The 23,464-nt window shown below is 74.5% G+C and carries 18 protein-coding genes; 11 read left to right on the top strand and 7 right to left on the bottom strand.

The genetic code is table 11. From position 1 onward, the window contains the following. The first annotated feature begins 46 nt into the window (after positions 1-46). The 3 genes from ACI79Y_RS09415 to ACI79Y_RS09425 are packed head-to-tail and all read left to right on the top strand — an operon-like array spanning position 47 to position 6,257. Positions 47-4,201, top strand: coding sequence for a Pls/PosA family non-ribosomal peptide synthetase (locus ACI79Y_RS09415; RefSeq protein WP_457158220.1), 4,155 nt, complete (start codon positions 47-49; stop codon positions 4,199-4,201). Beyond that, on the top strand, positions 4,198-5,547 hold the full coding sequence (locus ACI79Y_RS09420; protein ID WP_457158221.1) for a heparan-alpha-glucosaminide N-acetyltransferase domain-containing protein: 1,350 nt from the start codon (positions 4,198-4,200) through the stop codon (positions 5,545-5,547). Before ACI79Y_RS09415 ends, ACI79Y_RS09420 begins: the two co-directional genes overlap by 4 nt. Positions 5,548-5,549: 2 nt before the next feature. Further along, positions 5,550-6,257 carry a BPL-N domain-containing protein gene (locus ACI79Y_RS09425; RefSeq protein ID WP_457158222.1) on the top strand — a complete coding sequence of 236 codons (708 nt, stop codon included), beginning with the start codon at positions 5,550-5,552 and terminating at the stop codon, positions 6,255-6,257. 86 nt (positions 6,258-6,343) lie between these two features. Here the strand turns inward: ACI79Y_RS09425 and ACI79Y_RS09430 are convergent, their stop codons facing one another. After that, positions 6,344-7,063 (bottom strand): hypothetical protein, encoded by a 720-nt coding sequence (locus ACI79Y_RS09430; protein WP_457158223.1) that lies wholly within the window; start codon positions 7,061-7,063, stop codon positions 6,344-6,346. Between the two features lie 850 nt (positions 7,064-7,913). Here ACI79Y_RS09430 and ACI79Y_RS09435 point away from each other — a divergent pair. Further along, positions 7,914-9,200 (top strand): M1 family aminopeptidase, encoded by a 1,287-nt coding sequence (locus ACI79Y_RS09435; protein WP_457158224.1) that lies wholly within the window; start codon positions 7,914-7,916, stop codon positions 9,198-9,200. A 27-nt stretch (positions 9,201-9,227) separates the two neighbouring features. Here the strand turns inward: ACI79Y_RS09435 and ACI79Y_RS09440 are convergent, their stop codons facing one another. The 4 genes from ACI79Y_RS09440 to ACI79Y_RS09455 all read right to left on the bottom strand — a co-directional run bounded on the left by ACI79Y_RS09440 (position 9,228) and on the right by ACI79Y_RS09455 (position 12,854). Further along, entirely contained in the window at positions 9,228-9,560 is a 333-nt protein-coding gene (locus ACI79Y_RS09440; protein ID WP_457158225.1) for a TraR/DksA family transcriptional regulator, read from the bottom strand. An 83-nt stretch (positions 9,561-9,643) separates the two neighbouring features. Next, positions 9,644-10,264, bottom strand: coding sequence for a class I SAM-dependent methyltransferase (locus ACI79Y_RS09445; protein ID WP_457158226.1), 621 nt, complete (start codon positions 10,262-10,264; stop codon positions 9,644-9,646). Positions 10,265-10,296: 32 nt separating this feature from the next. Beyond that, complete coding sequence (locus ACI79Y_RS09450; protein WP_457158227.1) at positions 10,297-11,655, bottom strand: YibE/F family protein; 1,359 nt, start codon at positions 11,653-11,655, stop codon at positions 10,297-10,299. After that, positions 11,652-12,854, bottom strand: a complete 1,203-nt coding sequence (locus ACI79Y_RS09455; RefSeq protein WP_457158228.1) for an MFS transporter — start codon at positions 12,852-12,854, stop codon at positions 11,652-11,654. The genes ACI79Y_RS09450 and ACI79Y_RS09455 overlap by 4 nt, the downstream gene beginning before the upstream one ends. A 20-nt stretch (positions 12,855-12,874) precedes the next feature. Here ACI79Y_RS09455 and ACI79Y_RS09460 point away from each other — a divergent pair, with 20 nt between their 5' ends. The 4 genes from ACI79Y_RS09460 (at position 12,875) to ACI79Y_RS09475 (ending at position 15,781) form a co-directional block, all read left to right on the top strand. Then, positions 12,875-13,480 (top strand): TetR/AcrR family transcriptional regulator, encoded by a 606-nt coding sequence (locus ACI79Y_RS09460; protein ID WP_457158229.1) that lies wholly within the window; start codon positions 12,875-12,877, stop codon positions 13,478-13,480. Positions 13,481-13,629: 149 nt separating this feature from the next. Then, positions 13,630-14,145 carry an Hsp20/alpha crystallin family protein gene (locus ACI79Y_RS09465; protein ID WP_457158230.1) on the top strand — a complete coding sequence of 172 codons (516 nt, stop codon included), beginning with the start codon at positions 13,630-13,632 and terminating at the stop codon, positions 14,143-14,145. Positions 14,146-14,230: 85 nt separating this feature from the next. Continuing rightward, on the top strand, positions 14,231-14,605 hold the full coding sequence (locus tag ACI79Y_RS09470) for a MerR family transcriptional regulator (protein ID WP_457158231.1): 375 nt from the start codon (positions 14,231-14,233) through the stop codon (positions 14,603-14,605). Positions 14,606-14,788: 183 nt separating this feature from the next. Next, positions 14,789-15,781, top strand: coding sequence for an IS481 family transposase (locus tag ACI79Y_RS09475; RefSeq protein ID WP_457158232.1), 993 nt, complete (start codon positions 14,789-14,791; stop codon positions 15,779-15,781). Here the strand turns inward: ACI79Y_RS09475 and ACI79Y_RS09480 are convergent. Together ACI79Y_RS09480 and ACI79Y_RS09485 are read right to left on the bottom strand one after the other, a co-directional pair. Next, positions 15,778-16,725 carry a M56 family metallopeptidase gene (locus ACI79Y_RS09480; protein ID WP_457158233.1) on the bottom strand — a complete coding sequence of 316 codons (948 nt, stop codon included), beginning with the start codon at positions 16,723-16,725 and terminating at the stop codon, positions 15,778-15,780. The genes ACI79Y_RS09475 and ACI79Y_RS09480 overlap by 4 nt on opposite strands. Positions 16,726-16,727: 2 nt before the next feature. After that, positions 16,728-17,105: a BlaI/MecI/CopY family transcriptional regulator gene (locus ACI79Y_RS09485; protein WP_457158234.1), complete on the bottom strand. Its 378-nt coding sequence runs from the start codon at positions 17,103-17,105 to the stop codon at positions 16,728-16,730. Positions 17,106-17,253: 148 nt separating this feature from the next. On the opposite strand from ACI79Y_RS09485, the gene ACI79Y_RS09490 reads away from it, so the two are divergent. Genes ACI79Y_RS09490 through cydC form a run of 3 tightly spaced genes read left to right on the top strand, consistent with a single transcriptional unit; the run spans position 17,254 to position 23,445 of the window. Beyond that, positions 17,254-18,855 carry a cytochrome ubiquinol oxidase subunit I gene (locus ACI79Y_RS09490; RefSeq protein WP_457158235.1) on the top strand — a complete coding sequence of 534 codons (1,602 nt, stop codon included), beginning with the start codon at positions 17,254-17,256 and terminating at the stop codon, positions 18,853-18,855. Positions 18,856-18,898: 43 nt separating this feature from the next. Further along, complete coding sequence (cydB, locus tag ACI79Y_RS09495; protein ID WP_457158236.1) at positions 18,899-19,915, top strand: cytochrome d ubiquinol oxidase subunit II; 1,017 nt, start codon at positions 18,899-18,901, stop codon at positions 19,913-19,915. Continuing rightward, positions 19,912-23,445, top strand: coding sequence for a thiol reductant ABC exporter subunit CydC (cydC, locus tag ACI79Y_RS09500; protein ID WP_457158237.1), 3,534 nt, complete (start codon positions 19,912-19,914; stop codon positions 23,443-23,445). The genes cydB and cydC overlap by 4 nt, the downstream gene beginning before the upstream one ends. Positions 23,446-23,464 lie beyond the last annotated feature (19 nt).

The following is a 23,464-nucleotide window of genomic DNA, read 5'->3' on the forward strand; positions in this document are numbered from 1 at the left end:
CTAGCGTCGACAAAGGTTCGAACATGTCAACTGCGAGAGCGAGTCGATGGCGACGCACAGCGACAGCCCGGACTTCATCCCCGGCTTCACCACCCCGAGGGACCCAGCACTCGATCGCGCACCGTCGCGCTTCCACTTCAGCGACAACGTCGCGGGAACGTCACCTCGGCAACAGTCGCCGGACACGACCCGCCTGTCCCAGTACTTCGAGCGGACCTGCGACCACCGTCCCTCGGCGACCGCGCTGGAGTGCGAGGGTGAGCGGCTGAGCTATGCGGACCTCGACCAGCGGGCCAACCGGCTGGCGAACCACCTGCTGAGCCTCGGCGTCCGGGCCGGCGTCCGCGTCGGCATCCTGCTGGACCGCTCGGTCAACACCTACGTCAGCCTGCTCGCGGTGACGAAGACCGAGGCGACGTTCGTCCCGATCGACCCGGCGGCCCCGGCCGACCGCGTGCAGTTCATCGCCGAGGACTCCGACCTGGGGCTCGTGGTCAGCACCACCTCGTTCGCCGCGACCACCGGCGGGCTGCCCTGCCCGGCGCTCCACCTGGACGAACTGGGTGGCGACCTCGCGAGCGCGCCGAGCTGGCGTCCCGAGCTCGACACCGGCGGTGACCCCGTCTGCTACATCATCTACACGTCCGGCTCGAGCGGCCGGCCCAAGGGCGTCGAGATCGCCCAGTCGAGCATCTGCAACTTCATCGGCATCGTCCCGGACCTCTACGGCGTGGAGCCGACCGACCGGGTCTACCAGGGCATGACGATCGCCTTCGACTTCTCCATCGAGGAGATCTGGCCGACCTGGGCGGTGGGGGCGACCCTCGTCGCCGGTCCCACGGACGGGCGCCGGGTGGGCAGCGGACTGGCCGACTTCCTGGCCGAGCACGAGATCACGATGATCTACTGCGTCCCCACCGTGCTGGCGACCCTGGACCGCACGCTCCCGCTGATCCGCACGGTGAACGTCGGCGGCGAGGCCTGCCCGCGGGAGCTCGTCGACCGCTGGGGCCCCGGCCGGCGCATCCTCAACACCTACGGCCCGACCGAGACCACGGTCACCTGCACGATGGCCGAGCTGTACCCCGGCAAGCCGGTGACCATCGGGCGGCCCCTGCCGACCTACCGCGTCACCCTGCTGAACGACGAGCGCCGCCCAGTGGCCAACGGTGAGGTCGGCGAGATCTGCGTCGGCGGCCCCGGAGTGGCCCTCGGGTACGTCAACCGCCCCGACCTGACGGCCGACCGTTTCCTCCCCGACCCGCACGGCTTCCCCGGGGAGCGGCTCTACCGCACCGGCGACCTGGGCCGCTTCCTCCCCGACGGGGAGCTGGAGTACCTCGGCCGAGCCGACAGCGAGGTGAAGGTGCGCGGCCACCGCGTCGACCTGCAGGAGATCGAGGGCATGCTCCTGCAGCACGACCGGGTCACCGCGGCCGTGGTGAAGCTGATCCCGGCACCGGAGACCGGCGGAGAGCTGGCCGGGTACGTGATCCCCCGCTCCGCGGACGACCCCGACGGACTCGTCGCCGAGCTGCACGACATGCTGCTGCGGCAGCTGCCGCCCTACATGGTCCCGAGCTTCCTCGACGTGGTCGACACCATCCCGATGCTGCCCAGCGGCAAGGCCGACCGGAAGGCCCTGCCGGACCCGCAGGGCCCCCGACTGGTCCGGGACACCGGGGAGTTCGCGCCCCCGGAGACGCCGGTGGAAGCCTGGATCGCCGGGCTGTGGGAAGAGGCCTTCGGGCTGCCGGCCGGGTCGGTGTCGGTCGAGGCCGACTTCTTCGACGCCCTCGGTGGCCACTCGCTGCTCGCTGCGAGGATCGTCTCGACGATGCGCTCGAGCGACCTGGGCGCCGGCCTCTCGATCCTGGAGCTCTACCGGCACCCGACGGTCCGTTCCCTCGCCGCACACCTCGAGGAGGACGCCGGGTCCGGAGCGGCCGCCGAGCCCCACCTGCGCCGCCCGGCACAGTCCTCCCGACGACGGATCACCGCCTTCGGCTCGGCGCAGCTGACCACCCTCTTCGGCATCGTGCTGCTGTTCCTGCTCCCGGCGGCCGTGCTGTACTCGCTCAACGACGGGGAGCCGTCGGCCACCCTGGTGGTGCAGCTGGCCCTCGCCCTGCCCGCGTTCTTCCTCCTCGTCCGCTGGGTGCTCCCGGTCGTCGGGGCCCGGTTGCTCTCGCGCGGGCTGCAGCCCGGTGACCACGCGCTGTGGAGCTGGACCCACCTCCGGGTCTGGACGGTGCAGAAGCTGATGGTGATCTCCCCGATGACCGTCCTCAGCGGATCCCCGTGGGCGGCGACCTACCTGCGCCTGGCCGGCGCGCGGATCGACGACGACTGCCACATCGGCACCGCGGAGATCAGCCTCCCGGCGATGCTGGACGTCGGCCCCGGCGCCACCCTCGGGTACGGCACCCAGCTGCACGGCCACCGGGTCGCCGACGGCGTGCTCTCGCTCGGGGTCGTGACCGTGGGCGCCGGCGCCACCGTCGGCTCGCAGTCCCTGCTGGAGGCCGGCTCCGCGGTCGGCGAGGGCGCCGTGCTGCGCGAGCAGTCGCTCCTGCCCGCCGGGCAGGTGGTCCCCGACGGGGCCACCTGGACCGGTTCGCCGGCCCGGGCCACGACCGAGGCGCCCGACCCGGTGATCGAGGTGATGACCAGCTGCGACCGGGCACCCCGCACCTGGTCGCGTCAGCTGCGGACCGGTTTCGCCGCCGGCATCACGCTGCTGGAGCTGCTGCCCTTCTTCGTGCTGCTCCCCGTGGTGGCCCTGGTGTGGTGGGTGCTGCTCACCTTCGGACTGGGCGCCGCCCTCGTCGCGACGGCCCTCTCGGGCCCGGTCTTCGTGGCGGCCTCCTGCGCGCTGATCCTCGGGTGCCGCCGGCTCGCCCTGACCGAGACACCGCCAGGCGTGCACCACCTGCGGTCCAAGCTGGGCCTGGAGAAGTGGCTGGGCGACAAGCTCCTCGAGATGAGCCTGATGCTGAACAACAGCATGTACGCGACGCTCTACACCTCGATCTGGCTGCGGGCCCTGGGCACCAAGGTGGGCCGCGGCGCCGAGGTCTCCACCATCGCCAACATCGACCCCGACCTCCTCACCCTGGGCGAGGGCAGCTTCGTCGCCGACATGGCCAGCGTCGGAAGCGCGACCTACGCCAACGGGCACGTCGCCTTCCAGGCCACGGAGGTCGGCTCCCGTGCCTTCGTGGGCAACGCCGCGTTCATCCCCTCGGGGTCGCACCTCGGCGAGGGTTCGCTGATCGGCGTGCGGAGCGTGCCGCCGACCGGGGGCGTGCCGGCGGACTCCTCGTGGCTCGGCTCCCCGCCGATCAACCTGCCGCGTCGGGAGCTGTACGAGGGCTACACCGAGGCCGAGACCTTCACGCCCAGCCGCCGTCGGGTGCGGGCCCGCTACGCCATCGAGTCCCTGCGCATCGTGCTCCCCAGTTCGATCCTGGCGCTGGCGATGTTCGGCACCCTGTACGGCGTCTCCGTGCTCTCGGCGAACCAGGGGCTGCTCGTCACCGTGGTCGGTGCGCCGCTGATCGCGCTCCTGTCCAGCCTCGCCGTCGTGGTGGCGGTGGCCCTGCTCAAGTGGGTCGTCGTCGGCCGTTACCAGCCACGGGTCCGTCCGCTGTGGAGCGGTTTCGTGCGCCGCACCGAGTTCGTCACCGGGATCTACGAGGCGGCCGCGGTGCCGGCGCTGCTCACCTGGCTCACCGGCACGCCGCTGCTGGGCCCGTTGCTGCGTCTCTACGGAGCCAAGGTCGGCCGCCGGACGCTGATCGACACCACCTACCTCACCGAGTTCGACCTGGTGACCCTGGGCGACGACGTCTCCGTGGGCACGAACGCCTCCCTGCAGACCCACCTGTTCGAGGACCGGGTGATGAAGATGGACCACGTCATCGTCCGGGACCGGGCCAGCGTCGGGGACAAGTCCGTGGTGCTGTACGGCTCGGTCGTCGAGGCGGACGCCACGATCGCCGACCTGTCCCTGGTCATGAAGGGCGAGGTGCTGCCCCCCGGCACCGCGTGGAGCGGGATCCCGGCGCAGAAGGTCGGCCGGGCGCCGGCCAGCACGCTGCCGGTGCGGGACGTCCCGTCCGCCGACGCCGCCGCAGTGGACAACCCCGCCACGGAGAGCCGACAGCTCAGCACCGCGTCGACCAGCCGGGAGGCATGAGCGTGTCCCAGACCAGCGAACACCAGAACATCGTGGCCCCCCTGCCACCGGAGACCCCGGCCGCACCGGCGCTCCCGCACAGCTGCGCACCCGCGCCGGCCGGCGACGTCGCCGGCACCCCGGCCGAGGGCAGTCCCAACACGGAGACCACCGCGCCGCCGCGCCGCCCGCGGGCACGGCTGGTCGGCATCGACGCCGCCCGAGGCGTCGCCCTCATCGGCATGATGTCGGTGCACCTGATCGCCCCGGCCACCGACGACGGGGACGTGTCGCTGGCGTGGGTCCTGGCCAACGGCAAGGCCTCGGCGCTGTTCGCCTTGCTCGCCGGTGTCGGCATCGCCTTCTCCACCGGCGGTCGCCGCACCCTCCGTGGCCTGGCCTGGCGGGCCGGCGTGCTGTCCCTGCTGACCAGAGCGGTGATCATCGCGGCGATCGGCCTGGCGTTCGGGTACGTCGTCGGCACGGACGACGCCGCGGTGATCCTCGCCTACTACGGCGTGCTGTTCGCCCTCGCCATCCCCTTCCTCAAGCTCTCGACCCGCGGCCTGGTCGTGGCGGCCGCGGTGGTGGCCGTCCTCATGCCGCTGGCCAGCCATGCGCTGCGCAGCGGGATGGCACCCGTGACCGAGGCCAACCCGACACTGACCGACCTGGTCACCGACCCGCTGGGCCTGCTGTCCCGGCTGACCCTCACCGGGGTGTTCCCCGCCCTGGTCTGGCTCGCCTACCTGCTGGCGGGCATGGCGGTGGGCCGGGCGGTGCTCTCCTCGCGACGGGTCGTCGGCCAGATCACCTTGCTCGGCCTGGCGCTCGCCCTGGCATCCAGCCTGCTGTCCATGCTGCTGCTCACCGTCGGCGGCCTGGGGCGCGCGCTCCGCACGGACGCCCTGGCGACCATGCACTTCGAGGACTACCAGGAGGCGCTGATCTGGGGCCCCTCCGGGACGACGCCGACCAACAGCCCGTGGTGGCTGGCGGCGATGGCTCCGCACAGCGGCAGCCCGCTGGACCTGCTCTTCACCACCGGGGTGGCGCTGGCCGTGCTGGGCGGCTGCCTGCTGCTCGGTCGGGGCCTGCAGCCGTTGCTGCGCCCGCTGGCCGCCGCCGGCGCCATGACGCTGACCCTCTACAGCGTGCACCTGCTGCTGGTCGCGGCCCCGTTCCCCCGCGGCGTCGGCAACTTGGTCCTGCAGATCCTCCTGCTGGTGACCTTCGCCGTCGTCTGGAGCAGGAGCCACCTGCGCGGGCCGCTGGAGGACCTCGTCTGGCGGTCGACCAGCGCGGTGCGCCGGAGGGTGCTCGGCTCCTCCGGTGCCGACGGGTCGCGCGGCACCACCGGGAGCTGACCGTGTCCGACCGCCGGGGCGGTGACCGGCCGCTGGCGCTGGTCTACCGGGGGCCGGCCACCACCTCCGGCTGCCCGGAGGCGGTGGCCGGCGCGCTGGCCCGGAGCCGGTGGGACCTCGACGTCCGCTTCGTCGGGCCCAAGGAGCGTCTTGCTCTGGAGCCGGGGGTGCTCGCCGCCGCCGTGCTCTACGCCCAGCCCGGCGGCGGCGAGCTGGAGAAGGCCTGGCGCAAGCTCCGCAAGCAGGCGCCGGCGGTCCGCGACTACGTCGCGGGCGGCGGCCGCTACCTGGGCTTCTGCCTGGGCGGGTACCTGGCCGGGGAGACACCCGGTTTCGGGCTGCTGCCCGGGGACGCCGACCAGTACATCTCCTCCCCCGGTGCGTGGCCGACGCACACCGACGACGCGGTCACCACCGTCATCTGGAACGGCCGCCGCCGGGAGGTGTTCTTCCAGGACGGCGCCTGGTTCGACCTGGACCCGGCCCGGGGAGAGGCCGAGGTGCTGGCCACCTACGAGAACGGGCTGCCCGCCGCCGTGGTCGCGCCCTTCGGCGCCGGCGCGGTCGGCGTGGTCGGGCCGCATCCCGAGGCGACCCCGGACTGGTTCACCGACTGCGGCCTGCCGGTGCCGGCCGACCTCCGGGCCGACCTGACCCAGGACCTCGTCGACCGGGTGATGCACCTCGGGCAGGTGTCCCGGATCGGCTGAGCGGACCCGAGACGCACGCAGGCCACCGCGGGAGCACGAACTCCCTGCGGTGGCCTGCGCCGTCCGGCGTGCTGCTGGCTGCTGGCTCAGCCCTCGTCGAGGAAGGCGGCCACGATGCTGCCGAACTGCCCGGACCTGTTGTGCCCGACGCCGGCGGGGGCGACCAGTCGGGTGTTGAGGCCCTGGGCCGAGTACCACTGCTGGCCGGCCTGTGCGCCGTAGGGCCCGGAGAGCGCGTTGAACCCGCCGCCCGCGCCGGTGTCCTGAGCGCCGGTGTCCCAGCGCAGGACGACCTTGCCCTTCACGTCCGCGGGGATGGTCACCCGCCCGGCCGGGGCACCGCCGCCACCGATCGCGATGACCCCGCCGCCGCCGGACCACAGCCCCGGGTGGGCCGGGAAGACGAACCGGGTCGCCGCCTGTGCACCCGACGAGTAGCCGGAGAACCAGAGCTCACCGGCGCCGTACTGGGCCTTGGTCTCGGCGATCAGCGCGGCCAGGTAGTTGGCGTACCCGGCTGCGTCGCCCCGCTCCCAGCACTGGCACGAGCGGTTCGGGCTGAACGGGGCCACCAGCACCATGTTGTGTGCTCGCGCCACGGCGGCCAGCCCGTTCGACCCACCGATCGCGTAGGACTGGGTCGGGTTCTCGATGCCGTACTCACCGGTGCCGTCGGCGTACACCAGCAGACCGATCGGCTTCGCCGGGTCCACCCCCTCGGCGAAGACCCGGTAGTCCGCGGTGTAGCCGGCGGCGCTGAAGGACGTGGTGCGGTTGGTCAGCGGCGCCGTGGGTGCCTGGTGCACCGGGGCGGCCGTGACCGGGACGGGGGCCGGGGCAGGAGCCGGCTTCGGGGCGGGAGCCGGAGCAGGGGCCGGCTTCGGGGCGGGAGCCGGCGCCGAGGGGGTGCTCGGCACGACCGTCGGCGCAGGTGCGGGAGCCGGCGCGGTGGTCGTGGGGGCCGGTCGGGGGGTGCCCCGCCGGGCCCGGTCGGCCTCCAGGCGCGCCGCCCGCTCGGCCCGAGCGGCCTCGACCTGGACCGTGGCGCGCGCCGGGTCGGCAGTGGAGGCACTGCTCGCCGCCGTCGGGTCCGACGGCGCCTCCGTGACCGTGGCCGCGCCGAAGGCGGCGGTCATGCACAGGACGGCGGCGGCCGCACAGCTCCGCGCGTGCCGCCGCCCTCGGGTGGACAGGACGGACGAGAAGCGGCGACGACGGCCACCGATGTGACGTCTGGACAAGAAGAGACCCCTTCGAGCGTCCCGCACCGGGGTGCCGGACGGTGTGCGGCAGTTACGGAACGAATCGTTGCACGCACTCAATGCGTCCGTAAGGTCACGGAGGGTCCACAATGACCTCATTCATCACACCAGCCACCCTCATCTCGCCAGCAGGTGCACTGACGGCTCACCGGCGCCGATGGCCACGGGTTCGCCCGAGTTGCGACCGCGCGGGAAGATGGCGGGAACGGGAACGTCCCGTCCATCTCGAAGGGCAGTGATGCGCGCGGGTCGTCGACGGGCCGCGGTCGCTGCACTCGCCGGGGTCGTCCTGCTCGGCGGCTGCTCACCCGGCGCCCCCGATCCGGACGCCGGCCCCACGTCCACCGCCTCCCCGGACGGCCCGTCCTGGACGGAACCCTGGGCGGACCGACCCGTGGTGGACCTGCGCTTCGACGTCTCGGGGGACCTGGAGACGGTCTCCGGCGCGGAGCGGGTCGTCTTCACCCCTGACCTGAGCACCTGCGTGCTGGTCTTCCGCGCCTGGCCCAACAAGCCGGCCACCGCACGGGCAGGCAGTGGGCTGACCGTGTCCGAGGTCAGGGTGGACGGCGACCCGGCCGAGGTGCGTGACGTGCCGGCCGGAGCCCCCGACAGCGCGCCCGCCGGCACCCTGCTGGAGGTGCCGCTGGCCGAGTGCGCGGAACCCGGCGAGCAGATCACCGTCGAGCTCGAGTTCGACGTCGAGCTCGGCACCGACGTCAACGAGCGGGTCGGCACCTCCTCCGAGGCCGATGTCGCCTGGTTCGCCACCGCGTTCCCGTTGCTCTCCTGGGAACGCGGTCGGGGATGGGACCGGAACCCCGCCGTCGCCGTCGCCGGCGAGATGGCGGTGAGCGAGAACTTCGAGCTGGCCTCGCTGGAGGTCGTCGCGGACGCCGGCCACGAGGTGCTGGGCACCGGCCGGGTGGTCGGCACCTCCGACGGCCCCGGCGGCACCACCGTGCACGAGTTCGCCGCCCCGTCGGTCCGGGACGTCGCGGTGACCGTCGGGGAGCTCGACGTGCGGACGGCGGAGATCGGCGGCGTCCGGGTGCACGTGGGCGTGGACGAAGGGGTGGACCAGGCGACCCCGGCGGAGTGGCTGACCCAGCTCGAGAAGTCGATGGAGGCCCTGGTCTCGCTCCTGGGCCCCTTCCCCTACGACGACCTCTGGGTCTCGGTGCTGTCCAGCCAGACCAGCGGCATCGAGTTCCCCGGCGCGATCCAGTTCGGCGACGCCGACCCGGACTTCCGCCGGGCGCTGGTGACCCACGAGCTGGCGCACATGTGGTTCTACGGCCTGGTCGGCAACAACCAGGGAGTGCACCCCTGGCTGGACGAGTCGTTCGCGACCTTCGCGCAGATGGTCGTGCACGGGGAGGGCTCGGCCGGGCTGGCCGCCCTGCCCGAGTCCACCCGGCACGGCGTGGGCGAACCGATCCAGTACTGGGAGCAGTTCCGGCGGCCCAGCTCCGCCTACTACGACACCGTCTACACCGTCGGCGGGGCGACCCTGGTCGCGGCCCGGGACCAGGTGGGCGCCGAGGCGTTCGACGCGGCGCTGCGCGAGTACCTGCGCGCCAACGCCTGGTCGATCGCCACCCCGGCCGACGTCGAACAGGCCTTCGCGGAGCTGCCCGCAGTGCTCACCGAGCTGGAGCAGGTCGGCGCGCTGCCCTGACGGACACTGCGGCCGGGTGCCCCCGGCTCAGCGCGCGCAGCCGATGCAGGTGCGGGCCTGCGGCCGGGCGGTCAGCCGCTCGGCCGCGATCGGCTGCCCGCAGCTCTCGCAGACCCCGTAGCCGCCGGTCGCGGCCCGGGCGAGCGCGTCGTCGACGTCGGCCAGCCGGCGCCGCGCGGACTCCAGCAACGCGGCGACCTGCTGGCGCTCGAAGGCGATCGTCGCCCCTTCCGGGTCGTGCTCGTCGTCGGCGTTCGAGGCGGCCGAGGCGGCCACCACCTCGTCGAACTCGCGGGTCAGCGCGGCGATCTGGGCCAGCGTCCCGGCCCGGGCCCGGGTCAGCTCGTCCAGCGCGGTCACTGCTCCATCGTCCCCGTCAGCCCGCGTCAGTGCGATGACGGCGCCGCCGGCACGCCCGGCGTGGTCCGTCCCCGGCCACGGGCTCAGCGAACCCGGCGCAGCAGGCGCAGCGAACCGGTGCCGGGCAGCTCGGTGAACTCCCCCGAGGCCAGCACCCGCTGGTGGACGCCGAACGGGGCCTGCCCGCCGTCGGCCGGGTCGGGGAAGACGTCGTGGATCGCCAGCGTGCCCCCGACGGCGACCTTGCCGACCCAGGCGTCCTGGTCGCGGCGGGCGGAGGACTCGGTGTGGCTGCCGTCGAGGAACAGCAGCGCCAGCGGCGTCGACCACAGCGCCGCCAGCACCTCCGACCGGGCGACCACGGCGACGACGACGTCCTCCGCGCCGGCCTCGGCGATCGTGCGCCGGAAGCCGGGCAGCGTGTCGATCCGCCCGATCCGGGGGTCGACCAGCGAGGGGTCGTGGTACTCCCAGCCGGGCTGGTGCTCCTCCGAACCGCGGTGGTGGTCGACGGTGACCACCTGCCGGTGCGCCTCCCGGGCCGCGGCGGCCAGGTACAGCGCCGACTTGCCCAGCCAGCTGCCGATCTCCAGCAGCGGGCCGGGCACCGCGACCGCACGGGCGGCCTCGTACAGCGCGCGGCCCTCGTCGGGCGGCATGAAGCCCGGTGCGGCGGCGGCCGCGGCCAGCAGGTCGGTGCTCACCGGCACAGCATCGCCGGTGCCGTGGGCCCCGGTCAGCGGGGGTCCCGGGGCTGGGGCGGCCGGCCGCCGTCGCGCTCGGTCGCGGCCTCGCGCATCGCGCGCAGGCGTTCCCGCCGGCGCTCGGCCTCCCGCTCCTCGGCGGTGGGCTCCGGCGCGGGGGCCGACGGCGTGGCGGCCGAGGCCGAGCTGGCCGCCACCAGCGCACCCACCAGGGTGGTCACCGGCACGGCGAGCACGAGCGCGATCCCGCCGACCAGGGTGCGCACGACCTCCTCGCCCACCTCGGCGCCGGTGAGGGTCGTCCAGAACGGCCGCTGGTAGATCTCGAAGAGCATCAGCAGCGGGAGCGCCGCCCCGGCGTAGGCGAAGACGATCGTGTAGACGGTCGAGGCGATGTGGTCCCGCCCGATCTGCATCCCCCGGGCGAACAGCTGGCGCCAGCCCATCTGCGGGGACACCTCGTGCAGCTGCCAGACCGCCGACGCCTGCGTGATGCTGACGTCGTTGAGGATGCCCAGCCCGGCCACCACGCTGGCGGCGATGACCAGCCCGCCGAAGTCCAGGCTCCGGTCGAGCTGGAGCAGCTGGAGGTTCGCCTCGTTGTTGAACCCGGTCAACCGGGCCGCGCCGACCGCCACGGTGCCGAGCACCGCGCTGAGCGCGAGCCCGAAGAGGGTGCCCACCAGCGCCGTCGTCGTCCGGGCGTTGAACCCGTGCGCCAGGTAGAGGACGACGAACATGATCGCCGTCGAACCGATCAGGCTCACCCACAGCGGGGAGCCGCCCTGCAGGAGGGCGGGGAGCATGAACTCCAGCAGGACGACGAAGGCGAACCCCAGCCCCAGCAGCGCCAGGAGTCCGCGCAGCCGGGCCACCGCGCCCACGACCAGGACGAAGGCCAGCGCGAGGACGACGATCGGGGTGCCCCGGGCGAAGTCCTGGAACTGGTAGGTGGCCTGCCCGCCGTCGACCACGTCCCGGGTGAGCACCAGCTCGTCACCGGCCGAGACGCCGGCGGCCACCACCTCGGGGGGCAGGTCGACCTGGACGAAGTCGCCACGGCTCTCCCCCTCCCCCACGACCATCACCGCGGTGGCGCAGGTCAGCGGCTCGCCGGTGCCGTCGGAGCAGTCGTAGGGCTGCAGCGAGGAGACGGTGGCCACCGGGTAGGTCTGCCCGGGCGGGAAGTAGTCCGCGGCGGCCTGCTCGGCGGCGGTCGGCTCGTCCTCCGGCCAGAACACCACCAGCCCGACGACGGTGGCCAGCCCGACGGGGACGAGCAGCCACAGCATCAGCCGCACTGCCCAGCGGCGCCGGGCGACGGCGGCGGGGTCGGGAGGCGGCAGGTCGCCGCCGGCGGCGGGTGCGTGACCGTGGGAGTGTGCCGTCACCCGGTCAGGCTAGGCGGCGCCTTGCCCGGATCCCGTCCGGACAGGCGGACCCGGCCGCGTCGCCCCAGTTCCGCGGCCGGCGCCGCCGCGAGGACCAGGGCAGCGGCCACCACGAACGCCGTCCGGGTGCTCGTCGCGCCGGCGACCGCGCCGAGCACCAGGGCGCCGCCCGCCTGCCCCACGGTGAGGGCGATGAACAGCACCGCCGCGGCCTGTGGTGCCGCGACGGGGAGCCGGTGCCCGCCCCAGACGATGAGCACCCCGCTGAGCGCGACGAAGGCGGCCCCGAAGCCGGCCAGCGCGAGCGCCACGACGGCCGGCGAGCCGGGCAGGGCGGCGAGCAGCAGGGTCGCGGCCGCCGCGGTCCCGGTCGAGCAGAGCCAGGCGCCGCGCAGCCCGATCCGGAGCACCAGGTCGCCGCTGAGCCCACCGACCAGGCCGGCGCCACCCAGCACGCACCAGAGCAGCCCGGTCGTGCCGTCGGGCAACGCGCCGTCGACGGTCATCAGGTCCCGCCCGAACGTCCACACCGCGGCACAACCCGCGCCCGCCAGCAGCGCGGCGACCAGCGGCCGGACGAGGTCGCCCAGGGGCGCCTCCGGCCGGGACGCCGGGACGGCGGGCCAGCGGCTCGCCCGGTCGGCCCACACCGTGACGAGCACGGCCGCCACGGCGAACGCCGCCCAGGCCGGCCGCCAGGCACCGGGCACGGTGAGCACGAGCAGCCCGCCGACGACGACGCCGGCACCGGTGCCGCTGTTGACCAGCGCCTGCGCCCGTGGCTCGGCGTCCGGTCGCACGGTCGCCGCCACCGCGGCGACCAGCGCCGGGGTGGCCGCCCCGGCGCCGCTGCCCGCGACCAGCGCCCCGACCGCCAGGGCCGGCGCGGACCACGAGGTGGCCACCAGCAGCGACCCCAGTGCGGCCGTGCCCCCGGCCAGCCACAGCGCCCACCGGCCCCGGGCGCGTCCGGCCAGCCGCTGGCCGGTGGAGGCGGCGAGGCAGTAGGCGAGGTAGCCGGCTGCCGCGATGGCCCCCGCAGCGCCCGGGGAGAGACCGAACGCAGCGCGGAACTGCGGCAGGTACAGCCCGAAGCCGTAGCGGGCCAGCCCGTAGGTGACCGCGATGACCGCCAGCCCGGGCACGACCAGGGCGGCCGGCCGGTCGAGCGCCGTCGACTGTAACGATCGTTTCGCCATAACGAGCGTTACGCTAGGGCATGACCGCACGACCGGCGACCCGATCAGCCCGGGAGCGCCTGCTGACCGCCGCCGCTGAGCTCTTCTACGAGGGCGGGATCGCCGCCACCGGGGTGGACGCGGTGCTGCGCCGGGCAGGCGTCGCGCCGGCCACCATGTACGCCCACTTCGCCGGCAAGGACGCCCTGGTCGCCGCCTACCTGCAGGAGCGGCACGAGCACTGGCGCGCGACCTGGGACGAGGTGCTGGAGGAGTGCGGCGACCCGGTGGCGCGCCTGCTGTCACTGTTCGACGCGGTGGCCCGCCATCGCGCGCGGGAGCGGAACCGGCGGGGGTGCGGCTTCCTGGCCGCCGCCACCGAGCTGCCCGGCGCGCATCCGGGCCAGACCTGGCTGACCGCGGACACCCGGCTGCTCGTCGAACGACTGTCGACCCTGGCGCGCGAGGCGGGCGCGGGTGACCCGGAGTCGCTGGCGGGTGAACTGCTGCTGCTCTACGACGGTGCGCTGGCCCGGTACGCCCGGAACGCGACGACGCCGGAGCTCGCGAGCGAGGACCCGCTGACCCGGGCCCGCGGGGTCGCCGAGGACCTGGTGCGGAGGCGCGTCGGAGGCGGCACGAGCTGACCGGATCTACAGCGGCGGCTGGAACATTTCTGCGGTCGGGACGTTTACTCAGGTGCGCACCCGAGGTAATCTGCAGTTGCCGCTGGAGGTTCGCCTCGGGCAGCGGCCTCGACAGACAGCGACACAGCACGAATCGGAGGTACTCGGCCATGATGCTGAACTCCTACGACCCCTTCGCCACCACGTCCGCCGCGTTCCGCGCGCTGGACCAGCTGACCGGTCGATCGGGCACCACCACCGCCCGCCCGCTCGCGGGCATGCCGATGGACGCCTACCGGGTGGGTGACAACTTCGTCGCCCACTTCGACCTCCCCGGCGTCGACCCGGGCTCCATCGACCTGCAGGTCGAGGGCACCACGCTGACCATCAGCGCGGAGCGCTCGGTCCCGCAGATCGAGGGGGCGCAGTGGCAGGTCGCCGAGCGTCCGTTCGGCAGCTACACCCGCCAGCTGGTGCTGGGCCGCAGCCTGGACACCGACCGACTGGAGGCCAGCTACCACGACGGCGTGCTCACCGTGAGCATCCCGGTCGCGGAGCGGGCGAAGGCCCGCAAGATCACCGTGACCCGCGCGGACACGCCGGCCGCGGTGGAGGCGCACACCATCGAGGGCGAGCAGCCCGCGATGGAGGCGGCGGAGCAGTCGGCGGAACCCGCCCAGAGCTGACGCCGACCGACCCTCGACGGGGGCGGGGCCCGACGGCCCCGCCCCCGTCGCCGTCCCGACCCCTGTCCCGAGCACTGGAGGACCCGTGAGCGCCGACCCGCTCGACCGGCTGGACGACCCGGACCACCCAGCGCTCACCATGAGCCAGGCGGCGGAACTGCTCGGCGTGCAGGCCGCGTTCCTGCGCAGCCTCGACTCCTCCGGCGTCCTCCACCCGCACCGCTCCCCCGGTGGTCACCGCCGCTACTCCCGACACCAGCTGCAGCTGGCCGCCCGGGTGCGGGTACTGCTCGACGACGGTCACCTGCTGGCCTCCGCCCAGCTCATCGTCGGCCTGGAGGACGAGCTCGCCGAAGCCCGCGCCGACGCCGAGCAGGCCCGCGACGAGCGCGACACCGCCCGCCAGGAGCTGCGCGACCGCCCCCGCGTCCTGACCCCCGTTTCGCCAGAATGGCCATGATGGCGACGTCGTGCGTCGCCATCATGGCCATTCTGGCGGGGCAGGACGGCTAGCTGTACTGACCGGAGACGTTGGTCGAGGACGTGTGACCGCGAGATCTGATCTACGGGTCTTGTGAGGGAGGACCTCCGGACGTGGAGTGGAGCTGCTGAAGGCGACCACTGACACGACCCGGAGGTCCTCGTGTCCCACGCTAATGCCGCGCTGACTCCGCGCCACCGGCTCAAGCTCGCTCGGCTGATCGTCGATCACGGCTGGCCGGTCAGCCACGCCGCGGCGGCGTTCCAGGTGTCCTGGCCGACGGCCAACCGGTGGGCGATGCGCTACCGGCAGGCCGGCGAGGCGGGCATGGCCGACCGCAGCTCACGGCCGCATCGCAGCCCGCGGCGGACACCCCAGCCGGTGGTGCGCCGGATCGTGCACCTGCGCTGGAAGCAGCGCCTGGGCCCGGTCGAGATCGCCGCCCGCGTCGGCGTCGCGCCCTCCACCGCCCACCAGGTGCTGCGTCGCTGCCGGCTGCACCGCCTGTCCCACGTCGACCGGGTCACCGGGGAACCGATCCGCCGCTACGAACACGACCGGCCCGGAGCGCTGCTGCACGTGGACGTGAAGAAGCTGGGCAACATCCCCGACGGCGGCGGCTGGCGCTACGTCGGCCGCGCCCAGGGCGAGAAAAACCGGGCCGCCACGGCGGGCAAGCCCCGCAACCGGCACTACAACCCGGTCCTCGGCACCGCCTTCGTTCACACCGTGATCGACGACCACAGCCGAGTGGCCTACGCCGAGATCCACGATGACGAGACCGCCGCCACCGCCACCGCCGTACTGCGCAACGCCGTGGCCTGGTTCGCCGCCCGCGGCATCACCGTTGAGCGCGTCCTGAGCGACAACGGCGCGGCCTACCGCGCTCACGCCTGGCGGGACACCTGCGCCGAGCTGGGCATCAAGCCCAGCCGCACCCGCCCCTACCGCCCACAGACCAACGGCAAAATCGAACGCTTCCACCGCACGATGGTCGATGGCTGGGCCTACCGGCGGCCCTTCACCAGCGAATCAGCTCGCCGCAAGGCACTTCCAGGCTGGCTGCACGAGTACAACCACCACCGACCCCACACCGGGACCGGACGACGCCCACCCATCACCCGCTTGATCAACCTGTCCGGTCAGTACAGCTAGCCGAGGGCGGGGAGCAGCAGCAGGACGGTCGGCACCAGGAGCAGCGCGAGCGCGGCGGCGATCGCCGCGACCCGGCCGGCCCGGGGCAGCGGGGCGGCCGGGGCGAGCAGCCGGCGCACCCGGACCGCGACCGCTCCTCCGGTCACCGCCAGCGCGCCGGCCGGCACCCCGCCGCCGGCGCCGCCCGCCGAGGCGACGATCGCCGCGGCCAGGGTCCGCCGTGGGTCCGGGCCGGGGAGCGAGTGCAGCGCCACGTCGTCGGCCCGCATCTCGACCAGGTCGCGGACGGCGTCGTGCGCCCGGCCTGCGGCCGGGAGGACCGGCAGCGCGGCCCGCCAGGCGACGAAGGGCAGCAGCAGCAGGTGGTGGTGCTCGCGCAGGTGTGCCCGTTCGTGCGCGACGACGGCGGCCAGCTGGTCCCGCGGCAGCTCGGCGACCATCCCGGAGGAGAGCACGAGCAGCGGCTTGGCGCCCGGGATGCAGAAGGCGACCGGCGCCGGGTGGTCCAGCAGGAGCGTCTCGGCAGCGGGGTCGAGCGCGCCGGGCGGGCGGGGGGCGACGACGAGCTCCAGCAGCTCCCGGTGCCGCCGCCGGGTCCGGGCGGTGCGCACCCAGGACAGGGCGAGCACCCCGAGCAGCTCCACCGCGAGCACCGCGGCGAGGGTCTGTGCCACCCAGTGGTCACCGCGCACCGGTTCCGTGGCCGACTGTCGGGTGACCCAGTGCCACCACGCCTCGGGCAGCGAGTGGCCCCACGGCGCGAGGCCGTGCACCAGCAGCGCGCCGATGATGGACAGCCCGCCGGCCAGCCCGATCGCCTGCCAGCAGACCAGCGCGGCCAGCGGGTCGCGGCGCGCCCAGCGGGCCCTGGCCAGCGCCGCGGGCACCGGCCAGGCCAGCAGGGCGGCGAGGACGGCGAGCGCGGTCGCGGTCGCGGGCAGCACGGTCAGCGGGCGCCGGCGTCCTGCCCGGGCCGGTCGGCGCCGGCCAGCAGCTCACGCAGCATGCGAGCCTCCTCGGCGTCGACACCACCCACGAACCGGGCGAGCACGGCCTGCCGGTCGGCGGCCTGCCCGAGCACCTCGCGCATCAGCTCGGCGGCGTGGTCCTCGCGCGAGGCCCGCGGCGCGAACCGGCGGGGACGCGCGTCGTCGTGCACGAGGAAGCCCTTCTGCTCCAGCCGGCCGAGGACCGTGTGCACGGTGGTGAGAGCGAGGCCACGGTCGCCACCGGCCGCATTGAGGCCGTCCCGCACTTGTGCGGCGCTCGCCGGACCGCCGGCGGCCCACAGCCAGTCCATGACGGTGCGTTCCAGCTCTCCCATCGAGGCCAAAGGTCCCTCCCCTGTCCGGCGTCTCACAGCCGATTGTCTCTACCGGTCGTAGAACTTTGCTTCTACGAAGCGTAGAAAAGAGTTCTACGAACCGTAGAAGAACGTGTCGATCGTACGACGCGAGAAGAGGGGCAGGCCCGTGGACGTCCTGGACGTGGCGCGCTGGCAGTTCGGGATCACCACCGTCTACCACTTCCTGATGGTCCCGCTGACCATCGGGCTGGGGATCCTGGTGGCGGTCATGCACACGATGTGGGTGCGCACCGACAAGCCCGAGTGGCTGCGGATGACCCGCTTCTGGGGGCGCGTCTACCTGATCAACTTCGTCCTCGGCGTTGCGACGGGGCTGGTGCAGGAGTTCCAGTTCGGCCTGGCCTGGAGCGAGTACAGCCGGTTCGTCGGTGACGTATTCGGCTCGCTGCTGGCGCTCGAGGCGCTGCTCGCCTTCTTCCTGGAGTCGACCTTCCTCGGCCTGTGGATCTTCGGCTGGGGCCGGATCCCGAAGAAGCTGCACCTGGCGTCGCTGTGGGCCGCGGTGATCGGGTCGATCGTCAGCGCCTACTTCATCATCGCGGCCAACTCCTGGATGCAGCACCCGGTCGGCGTCGTCACCAACGACACCACCGGCCGCCCCGAGCAGGTCGACTTCCTCGCGGTGCTGAGCAACAACACCGCGCTGGCTGCCTTCAGCCACACCATCGCCGGTGCGCTCATGGTCGCCGGCGCCGCCCTGGTCGGCGTCGGCCTCTACCACCTGCGCAAGCGCCGGCTGGCCGGGCTGAGCCCGGAGGAGACCGCGGGCCGGGATGGTGGCGACGACGGGGTGTGGCGCCGCTCGGCCCGGCTGGGTGGCGCGGTCTCGCTGCTCGCCTTCGTGCTGGTCGCGGTCACCGGTGACTACCAGGCCAAGCTGATGTACGAGCAGCAGCCGCTGAAGATGTCCTCGGCCGAGGCGCTCTGCACGACCGAGGCGCCGGCGCCGTTCTCGATCTTCGCCTTCGGCAAGCTGGGCAGCAACGAGTGCGACGACGTGCACTCCTGGACCGTCCCCTACCTGCTCTCCTACCTGGCGCACGGCGACTTCTCCACCGCCGTCCCCGGCGTGAACGAGCTGCAGCAGGAGTACTCGGCCGCCTACGGCGCCACCTACCCCGACGACCCGTCGTTCGGGGACAAGGCCGGCGAGGAGATCGACTACACCCCGCTGCTGGCGGTCACCTACTGGAACTTCCGGATCATGATCGGCATGGGCGTGGTGTCCGCCGCGGTCGGGGCCTACGCCCTGTGGGCCACCCGCCGGGGCCGGGTGCCGACGTCGAGGATCGGCGTCCACGGCTCGCTGCTGGCCATGGGCACGCCGTTCCTGGCCAACGCGGCGGGCTGGATCTTCACCGAGATGGGCCGCCAGCCCTTCGTGGTCTACCCGAACCCGGACGTCCCGCGCGAGGAGCAGGTCTACTTCTTCACCGCCCAGGCGGTCTCCCCCGGCGTCAGCGCCGCCGAGGTGTGGACCTCGCTGATCGCGCTGACCTTGGTGTACGGGGCGCTCGCGGTGGTGGAGCTGTGGCTGCTCACCCGCTTCGTCCGCCGGGGCGTGACCACCAGCGACGGCGCCCCCACCCCCGGGCACACCCCCGAGGGCGGCCCGGACGACGACGTCAGCGGCGGCGCCGACGTCACGCCGGGCAGCGCCAGCACCCGCCGCGCCGACGAGGACGACGTCCTCTCGTTCGCCTACTGAGCCGTCCCAGCCCACGATCTGACGAGACGCGAGAGAGAACGACATGGACCTGCAGACAGTCTGGTTCGCCGCCGTCGCGGTGCTCTGGATCGGTTTCCTGCTCCTGGAGGGCTTCGACTTCGGGGTGGCCGCCCTGCTGCCGGTGATCGGCCGCCGCGAGGCCGACCGCCACCTGATGCTGCGGAGCATCGGCCCGCTGTGGGACGGCAACGAGGTGTGGCTGATCACCGCCGCCGGCGCCGTCTTCGCCGCCTTCCCCGGCTGGTACGCCACCTGGCTGCCCGCGCTGTACCTGCCCTTCGTGCTGGTGCTGTTCGGCCTCATCATCCGGGCGGTGGCGTTCGAGTGGCGCCACTCGCACCACACCGCTCAGTGGGACAGCACCTGGACGCACGTGATCACCGCCGGGTCGCTGATCGCCGCCCTCGGCATCGGCGCAGCGCTGGGCAGCACCACCCTCGGCCTGCCCATCGACGCCGACGGCACCCGGGTCGGCGGCGCGTTCGCCGGCGTCGGCTGGGCGGCGCTGCTCGGCGCCGTCGCGGTGCTCGCCTTCTCGATGGTGCACGGCGCGGTGTTCCTCACCCTGAAGACCGACGGTCCGGTCCGGCTGGCCGCCCGCCGGTTCGCCACCCGCTGGTCCCCGGTCGCCGCCCTGCCCCTGCTGCTGTGGGCCGGCCTGGTCCAGCTCCGCTCGGGCACGATCGTCACCGCGGTCCTCTGGCTGGTCGCCGCGCTCGCGGTGCTGCTCACCTGGAGCTACCTGCGGGTGGACCGGGAGGGCCCGGCGTTCGCCGCGTGGGCGGTCGTCATGCTCGGCTCGGCCGCGACGATCTTCGGCGCCGCGTACCCGGTCGTCGTCCCCTCGACGATCTCCCCGGCCTTCGACGTCACCATCGCCGACGCCTCGGTCAGCGACTACACGCTGACCGTGATGACCTGGGCCGCCGGCTTCGGTCTGCCGATCGTGCTCGGGTACCAGGCGTGGACCTACTGGGTCTTCCGCAAGCGCCTGACCGCCGAGCCGCAGACCCCGCACGAGGAGCCGGTGTCCGCGTGAGCTCTGCGGTACCGACTCCGGCCCCCGCGACCGAGCAGGTCGCCGGGGCCGGCGGCCGTTCCGCAGGGCGGGGGCCGTTGGGCGCGCTCGCCGGCGTGCCGGGGCTGCCCGGTGCGATCGCCCGGGCGGCCCTGCTCGCGCTGGTGCAGACCGCCGGCGTGGTGCTGCTGGCCGCCGGGCTCGCCCGGGCGGTCGCCGACGTCGCCGCCGGGCAGACCGAACCGACGGGGCTCGCCCCGGCGCTCGGCGTGGCGCTGTTGGGTGCGGCGGTACGGGCGCTGGCCGGTGGGCTCGGCACCGTCGTCGCCACCCGTGACGCCCGCCGCGCCGAGGACGCCCTGCGCCGCCGGTTGCTCGTGCGGCTGCTGGGCGGGCAGGGCGAGGCGGTGACCGCCGCCGGCGGCACCGGACCCGCGGCGGTGCTGGCCACCACCCGGCTGCACGACCTCGGCCCGGCGCTGGCCACCTACCTGCCGGCGGTGGCGCAGGCCGCCGTCGTCCCGCCGGTGCTGCTGGTCGTCCTCGGGGTGACCGACTGGCTCTCCGCCCTGCTGGTCGCGGTGACCCTGCCGCTGGTGCCGCTGTTCATGGCGCTGGTCGGCCTGCACACCCGCGACGAGACCGCCGAGGCCGCCCGCGCGCTGGACCGGATCGCCGGCCACGTCGCCGAGCTGGTCCGCGGGTTGCCGGTGCTCAGCGGCCTGGGCCGCGCCGCCGACCAGCTGACCGCGCTCGCCGACCTCGGCGAGACCCACCGCCGTCGCACCCTCGCCACGCTGCGCACCGCGTTCCTCTCCTCACTGGTGTTGGAGGTGCTCGCCACCCTGTCGGTCGCGCTGGTCGCCGTCACCGTCGGCATCCGGCTGGTCGAGGGCGGCATCGGCCTGGACACCGGGCTGCTCGCGCTGCTGCTGGCCCCGGAGGCGTTCGCCCCGCTGCGCGCGCTCGGCTCGGCCCACCACGCCGCCGAGGACGCCGCCGAGGCCGCGGCCGCCGCGCGTGGGGTGCTGGCCACCCCGCTGCCGCGCCCGGTCGTCGGGTCACCGCCGGCCGGGGAGCCGCGCGGCATCACCGTCACCGACCTGACCGTCCGCTTCCCCGGCCGCGGGGTCCCCGCGGTCGACGGCGCGACGCTGCCCGTCGCGCCCGGGGAGCTGGTCGCGTTGCGCGGGCCCAGCGGCTCGGGCAAGTCCACCGTGCTCGCGGTGCTGGCCGGCCAGCTGCTCGACGGCGCCGGCGTCGAGGTCACCGGTACCGCGCTGGTACCTCCGGACGTCGCCGTCGTCCCGCAGTTCCCGCGCACCGTCGCCGACACCGTCATCGACGAGCTGCGGCGGCACGCCGGGGACCTCACCCCCGAGCGGGCCACCTCGCTGGCGGAGACCGCGCTGGAGTGGGTGGAGGGCGAGCACCTGCGCGACCGGGTCTGCCGCACCCTCTCCCCCGGTGAGCTGCAGCGCGTGGCCCTGGCCCGGGCCCTGGTGCGGGTGCAGCGGGGCGCCCGGGTGCTGCTGCTCGACGAGCCGACCGCCTCGTTGGACACCGCCGCCACCGCCCGGGTGGCGGCCGTGCTGCACCGGCTGCGCGGATCGCTGTGCACCGTGCTGGTCACGCACGAGCCGGCGCTGGCCGCGCTCGCCGACCGCACCGTGGAGCTGCCCGCGCCTCCCGGCACCCCGCCGCTGACCTCCGTCCCCCTCGCCCCGACCGACGAGTCGCACGGTTCTCCGCGCGAAACCACGGGTGCTTTTCCGCGCGAAACCGCGGGTGCTTTCCCACCCGAAACCGCGGGTGGTTATCCGCGCGAAACCGCGGGTGCTTATCCGCGCGAAACCGTCAGGGCGGGGACGGCGACGGCGGTCGCGGGGCCGGGCTGGCCGCGGCGGGTGCTGGCGAAGGCGGTGGGGTACGGCGCCGCCTCGAGCGCGGCCGGCGTCGCGCTCACCGCCGTCTCCGGCTGGCTGATCGTGCGGGCCGCGGAGCAGCCGCCGGTCCTCACCCTGATGGTCGCCATCGTCGCGGTGCGCGCCTCCGGCCTGGGCCGGGCGGTGCTGCGCTGGCTGGAGCGGCTGGCCACCCACGACGCCGCCTTCCGGCTGGCCTCGGCCACCCGGCTGCAGCTGTGGCGGGCGCTGGTGGCCCAGGGCCCGGCCGCCGACCGCACCCCCGGGCGGGCGCTGGCCCGGCTGGTCGGCGACGTCGGCCTGGTGCAGGACCTCTCGGTGCGGGTGGTCACCCCGCCGCTGGTGGCCGGCTCGGTGCTCGTGCTCACGACGACGGTGCTCACCGTGCTGGACCCGCTGGCCGGCGCACTGGTGGCCGCGGTGCTGACCGGGGCGGTGCTCCTCGTGCTGCTGGTGCACCGCTGGGCCGACCGGGGCGTCTCCCGCGCCGCCGCCGAGCTGCAGACGGTGACCCTCCGGGAGACCAGCGCCACCCTCGAGGCGGCCGCCGACCTGCGCGCGCACGGTCTGGTCAGCGACTCCGTCGACCGGCTGGACGCCCTGGGTCGCCGCCAGGGGCGGGCTGCCCGGTCCGGCGCCGCCGCCGTCGCGGTCGGGGACGCGGTCGCGGCGTTCGCCACCGGTGCGGGCGCCGTCCTGGCGCTCGCCGCCGGCGCGGCGGCGGTGCGCGCCGGGGAGGTCTCCGCCCCGGTGGCGGCCGTCCTGGCGCTCGCGCCGCTGGCCCTGCTGGAGCCGCTGGCCGCGATCAACACCGCCCGGCGCCACCGGCTGGCGCTGTCCGACGCACAGGCGCGGATCGCAGCGGTGCTGGCCGAGCCGGTGGCCGCCGACCCCGCGCCGACCGACCGGCTGCCCGCGCCGCGACCGGTCCACGAGCTGGCCACCGAGTCGTTGTCGGCCGGCTGGCCCGGGCGCCCGGGCGTGCTGCGCGACCTGGACCTGGTCGCCACCGCCGGCAGCGGCTGGCTCGTGGTCACCGGCCCGTCCGGGTCGGGGAAGTCGACGCTGCTGTCGGTGCTGCTGGCCGCGCTGCGGCCGTCGTCGGGTGAGTACGTGCTCGGCGACGGCCGGCGCCCGGTGCCGGTCTCCCGGCTGACCCGCGCCGAGGTGCAGGCGGCGATGGCCTGGTGCCCGCAGGACGCCCACGTCTTCGACGCCTCGCTGCGCGCCAACCTCGCCCTGGCCCGGCGGCGCGGGGAGCTCGCCGGCGAGGCCGGGGAGAAGGCGATGCGCCGGGCCCTGACCGACGCCGGGCTGGGCCCGCTGCTCGCCTCGCTCCCCGCCGGGCTGGACACCCCGGTCGGGGCCGGCGGGACGTCGCTGTCCGGTGGGGAGCGCCGGCGGCTCGCCGTCGCCCGCGCGCTGCTGGCCGACCGGGAGGTGGTGCTGCTCGACGAGCCCACCGCCCACCTGGACCCGCCGACGGCGGCCGCGCTGGTGGCCGACCTCCGGCGGGCGCTGGCCGGCCGGCTGGTGGTCTGCGTGACCCACGACCCGGCGCTGGCCGACGAGGACGACACGGTGCTCACCCTGGCCGGAGCGGCGGTGCAGTCCGCGCGCCGCTGACCCGGGACCTCGAGTGGCG

This window comes from Modestobacter sp. SYSU DS0875, from assembly GCF_054050915.1.

Coding starts and splice junctions, on each gene's coding strand:
- cydB (WP_457158236.1), top strand. CDS start 18,899: ATGGACCTGCAGACAGTCTGGTTCGCCGCCGTCGCGGTGCTCTGGATC.
- ACI79Y_RS09415 (WP_457158220.1), top strand. CDS start 47: ATGGCGACGCACAGCGACAGCCCGGACTTCATCCCCGGCTTCACCACC.
- ACI79Y_RS09460 (WP_457158229.1), top strand. CDS start 12,875: ATGACCGCACGACCGGCGACCCGATCAGCCCGGGAGCGCCTGCTGACC.
- ACI79Y_RS09465 (WP_457158230.1), top strand. CDS start 13,630: ATGATGCTGAACTCCTACGACCCCTTCGCCACCACGTCCGCCGCGTTC.
- ACI79Y_RS09455 (WP_457158228.1), bottom strand. CDS start 12,854: ATGGCGAAACGATCGTTACAGTCGACGGCGCTCGACCGGCCGGCCGCC.
- ACI79Y_RS09485 (WP_457158234.1), bottom strand. CDS start 17,105: ATGGGAGAGCTGGAACGCACCGTCATGGACTGGCTGTGGGCCGCCGGC.
- ACI79Y_RS09420 (WP_457158221.1), top strand. CDS start 4,198: ATGAGCGTGTCCCAGACCAGCGAACACCAGAACATCGTGGCCCCCCTG.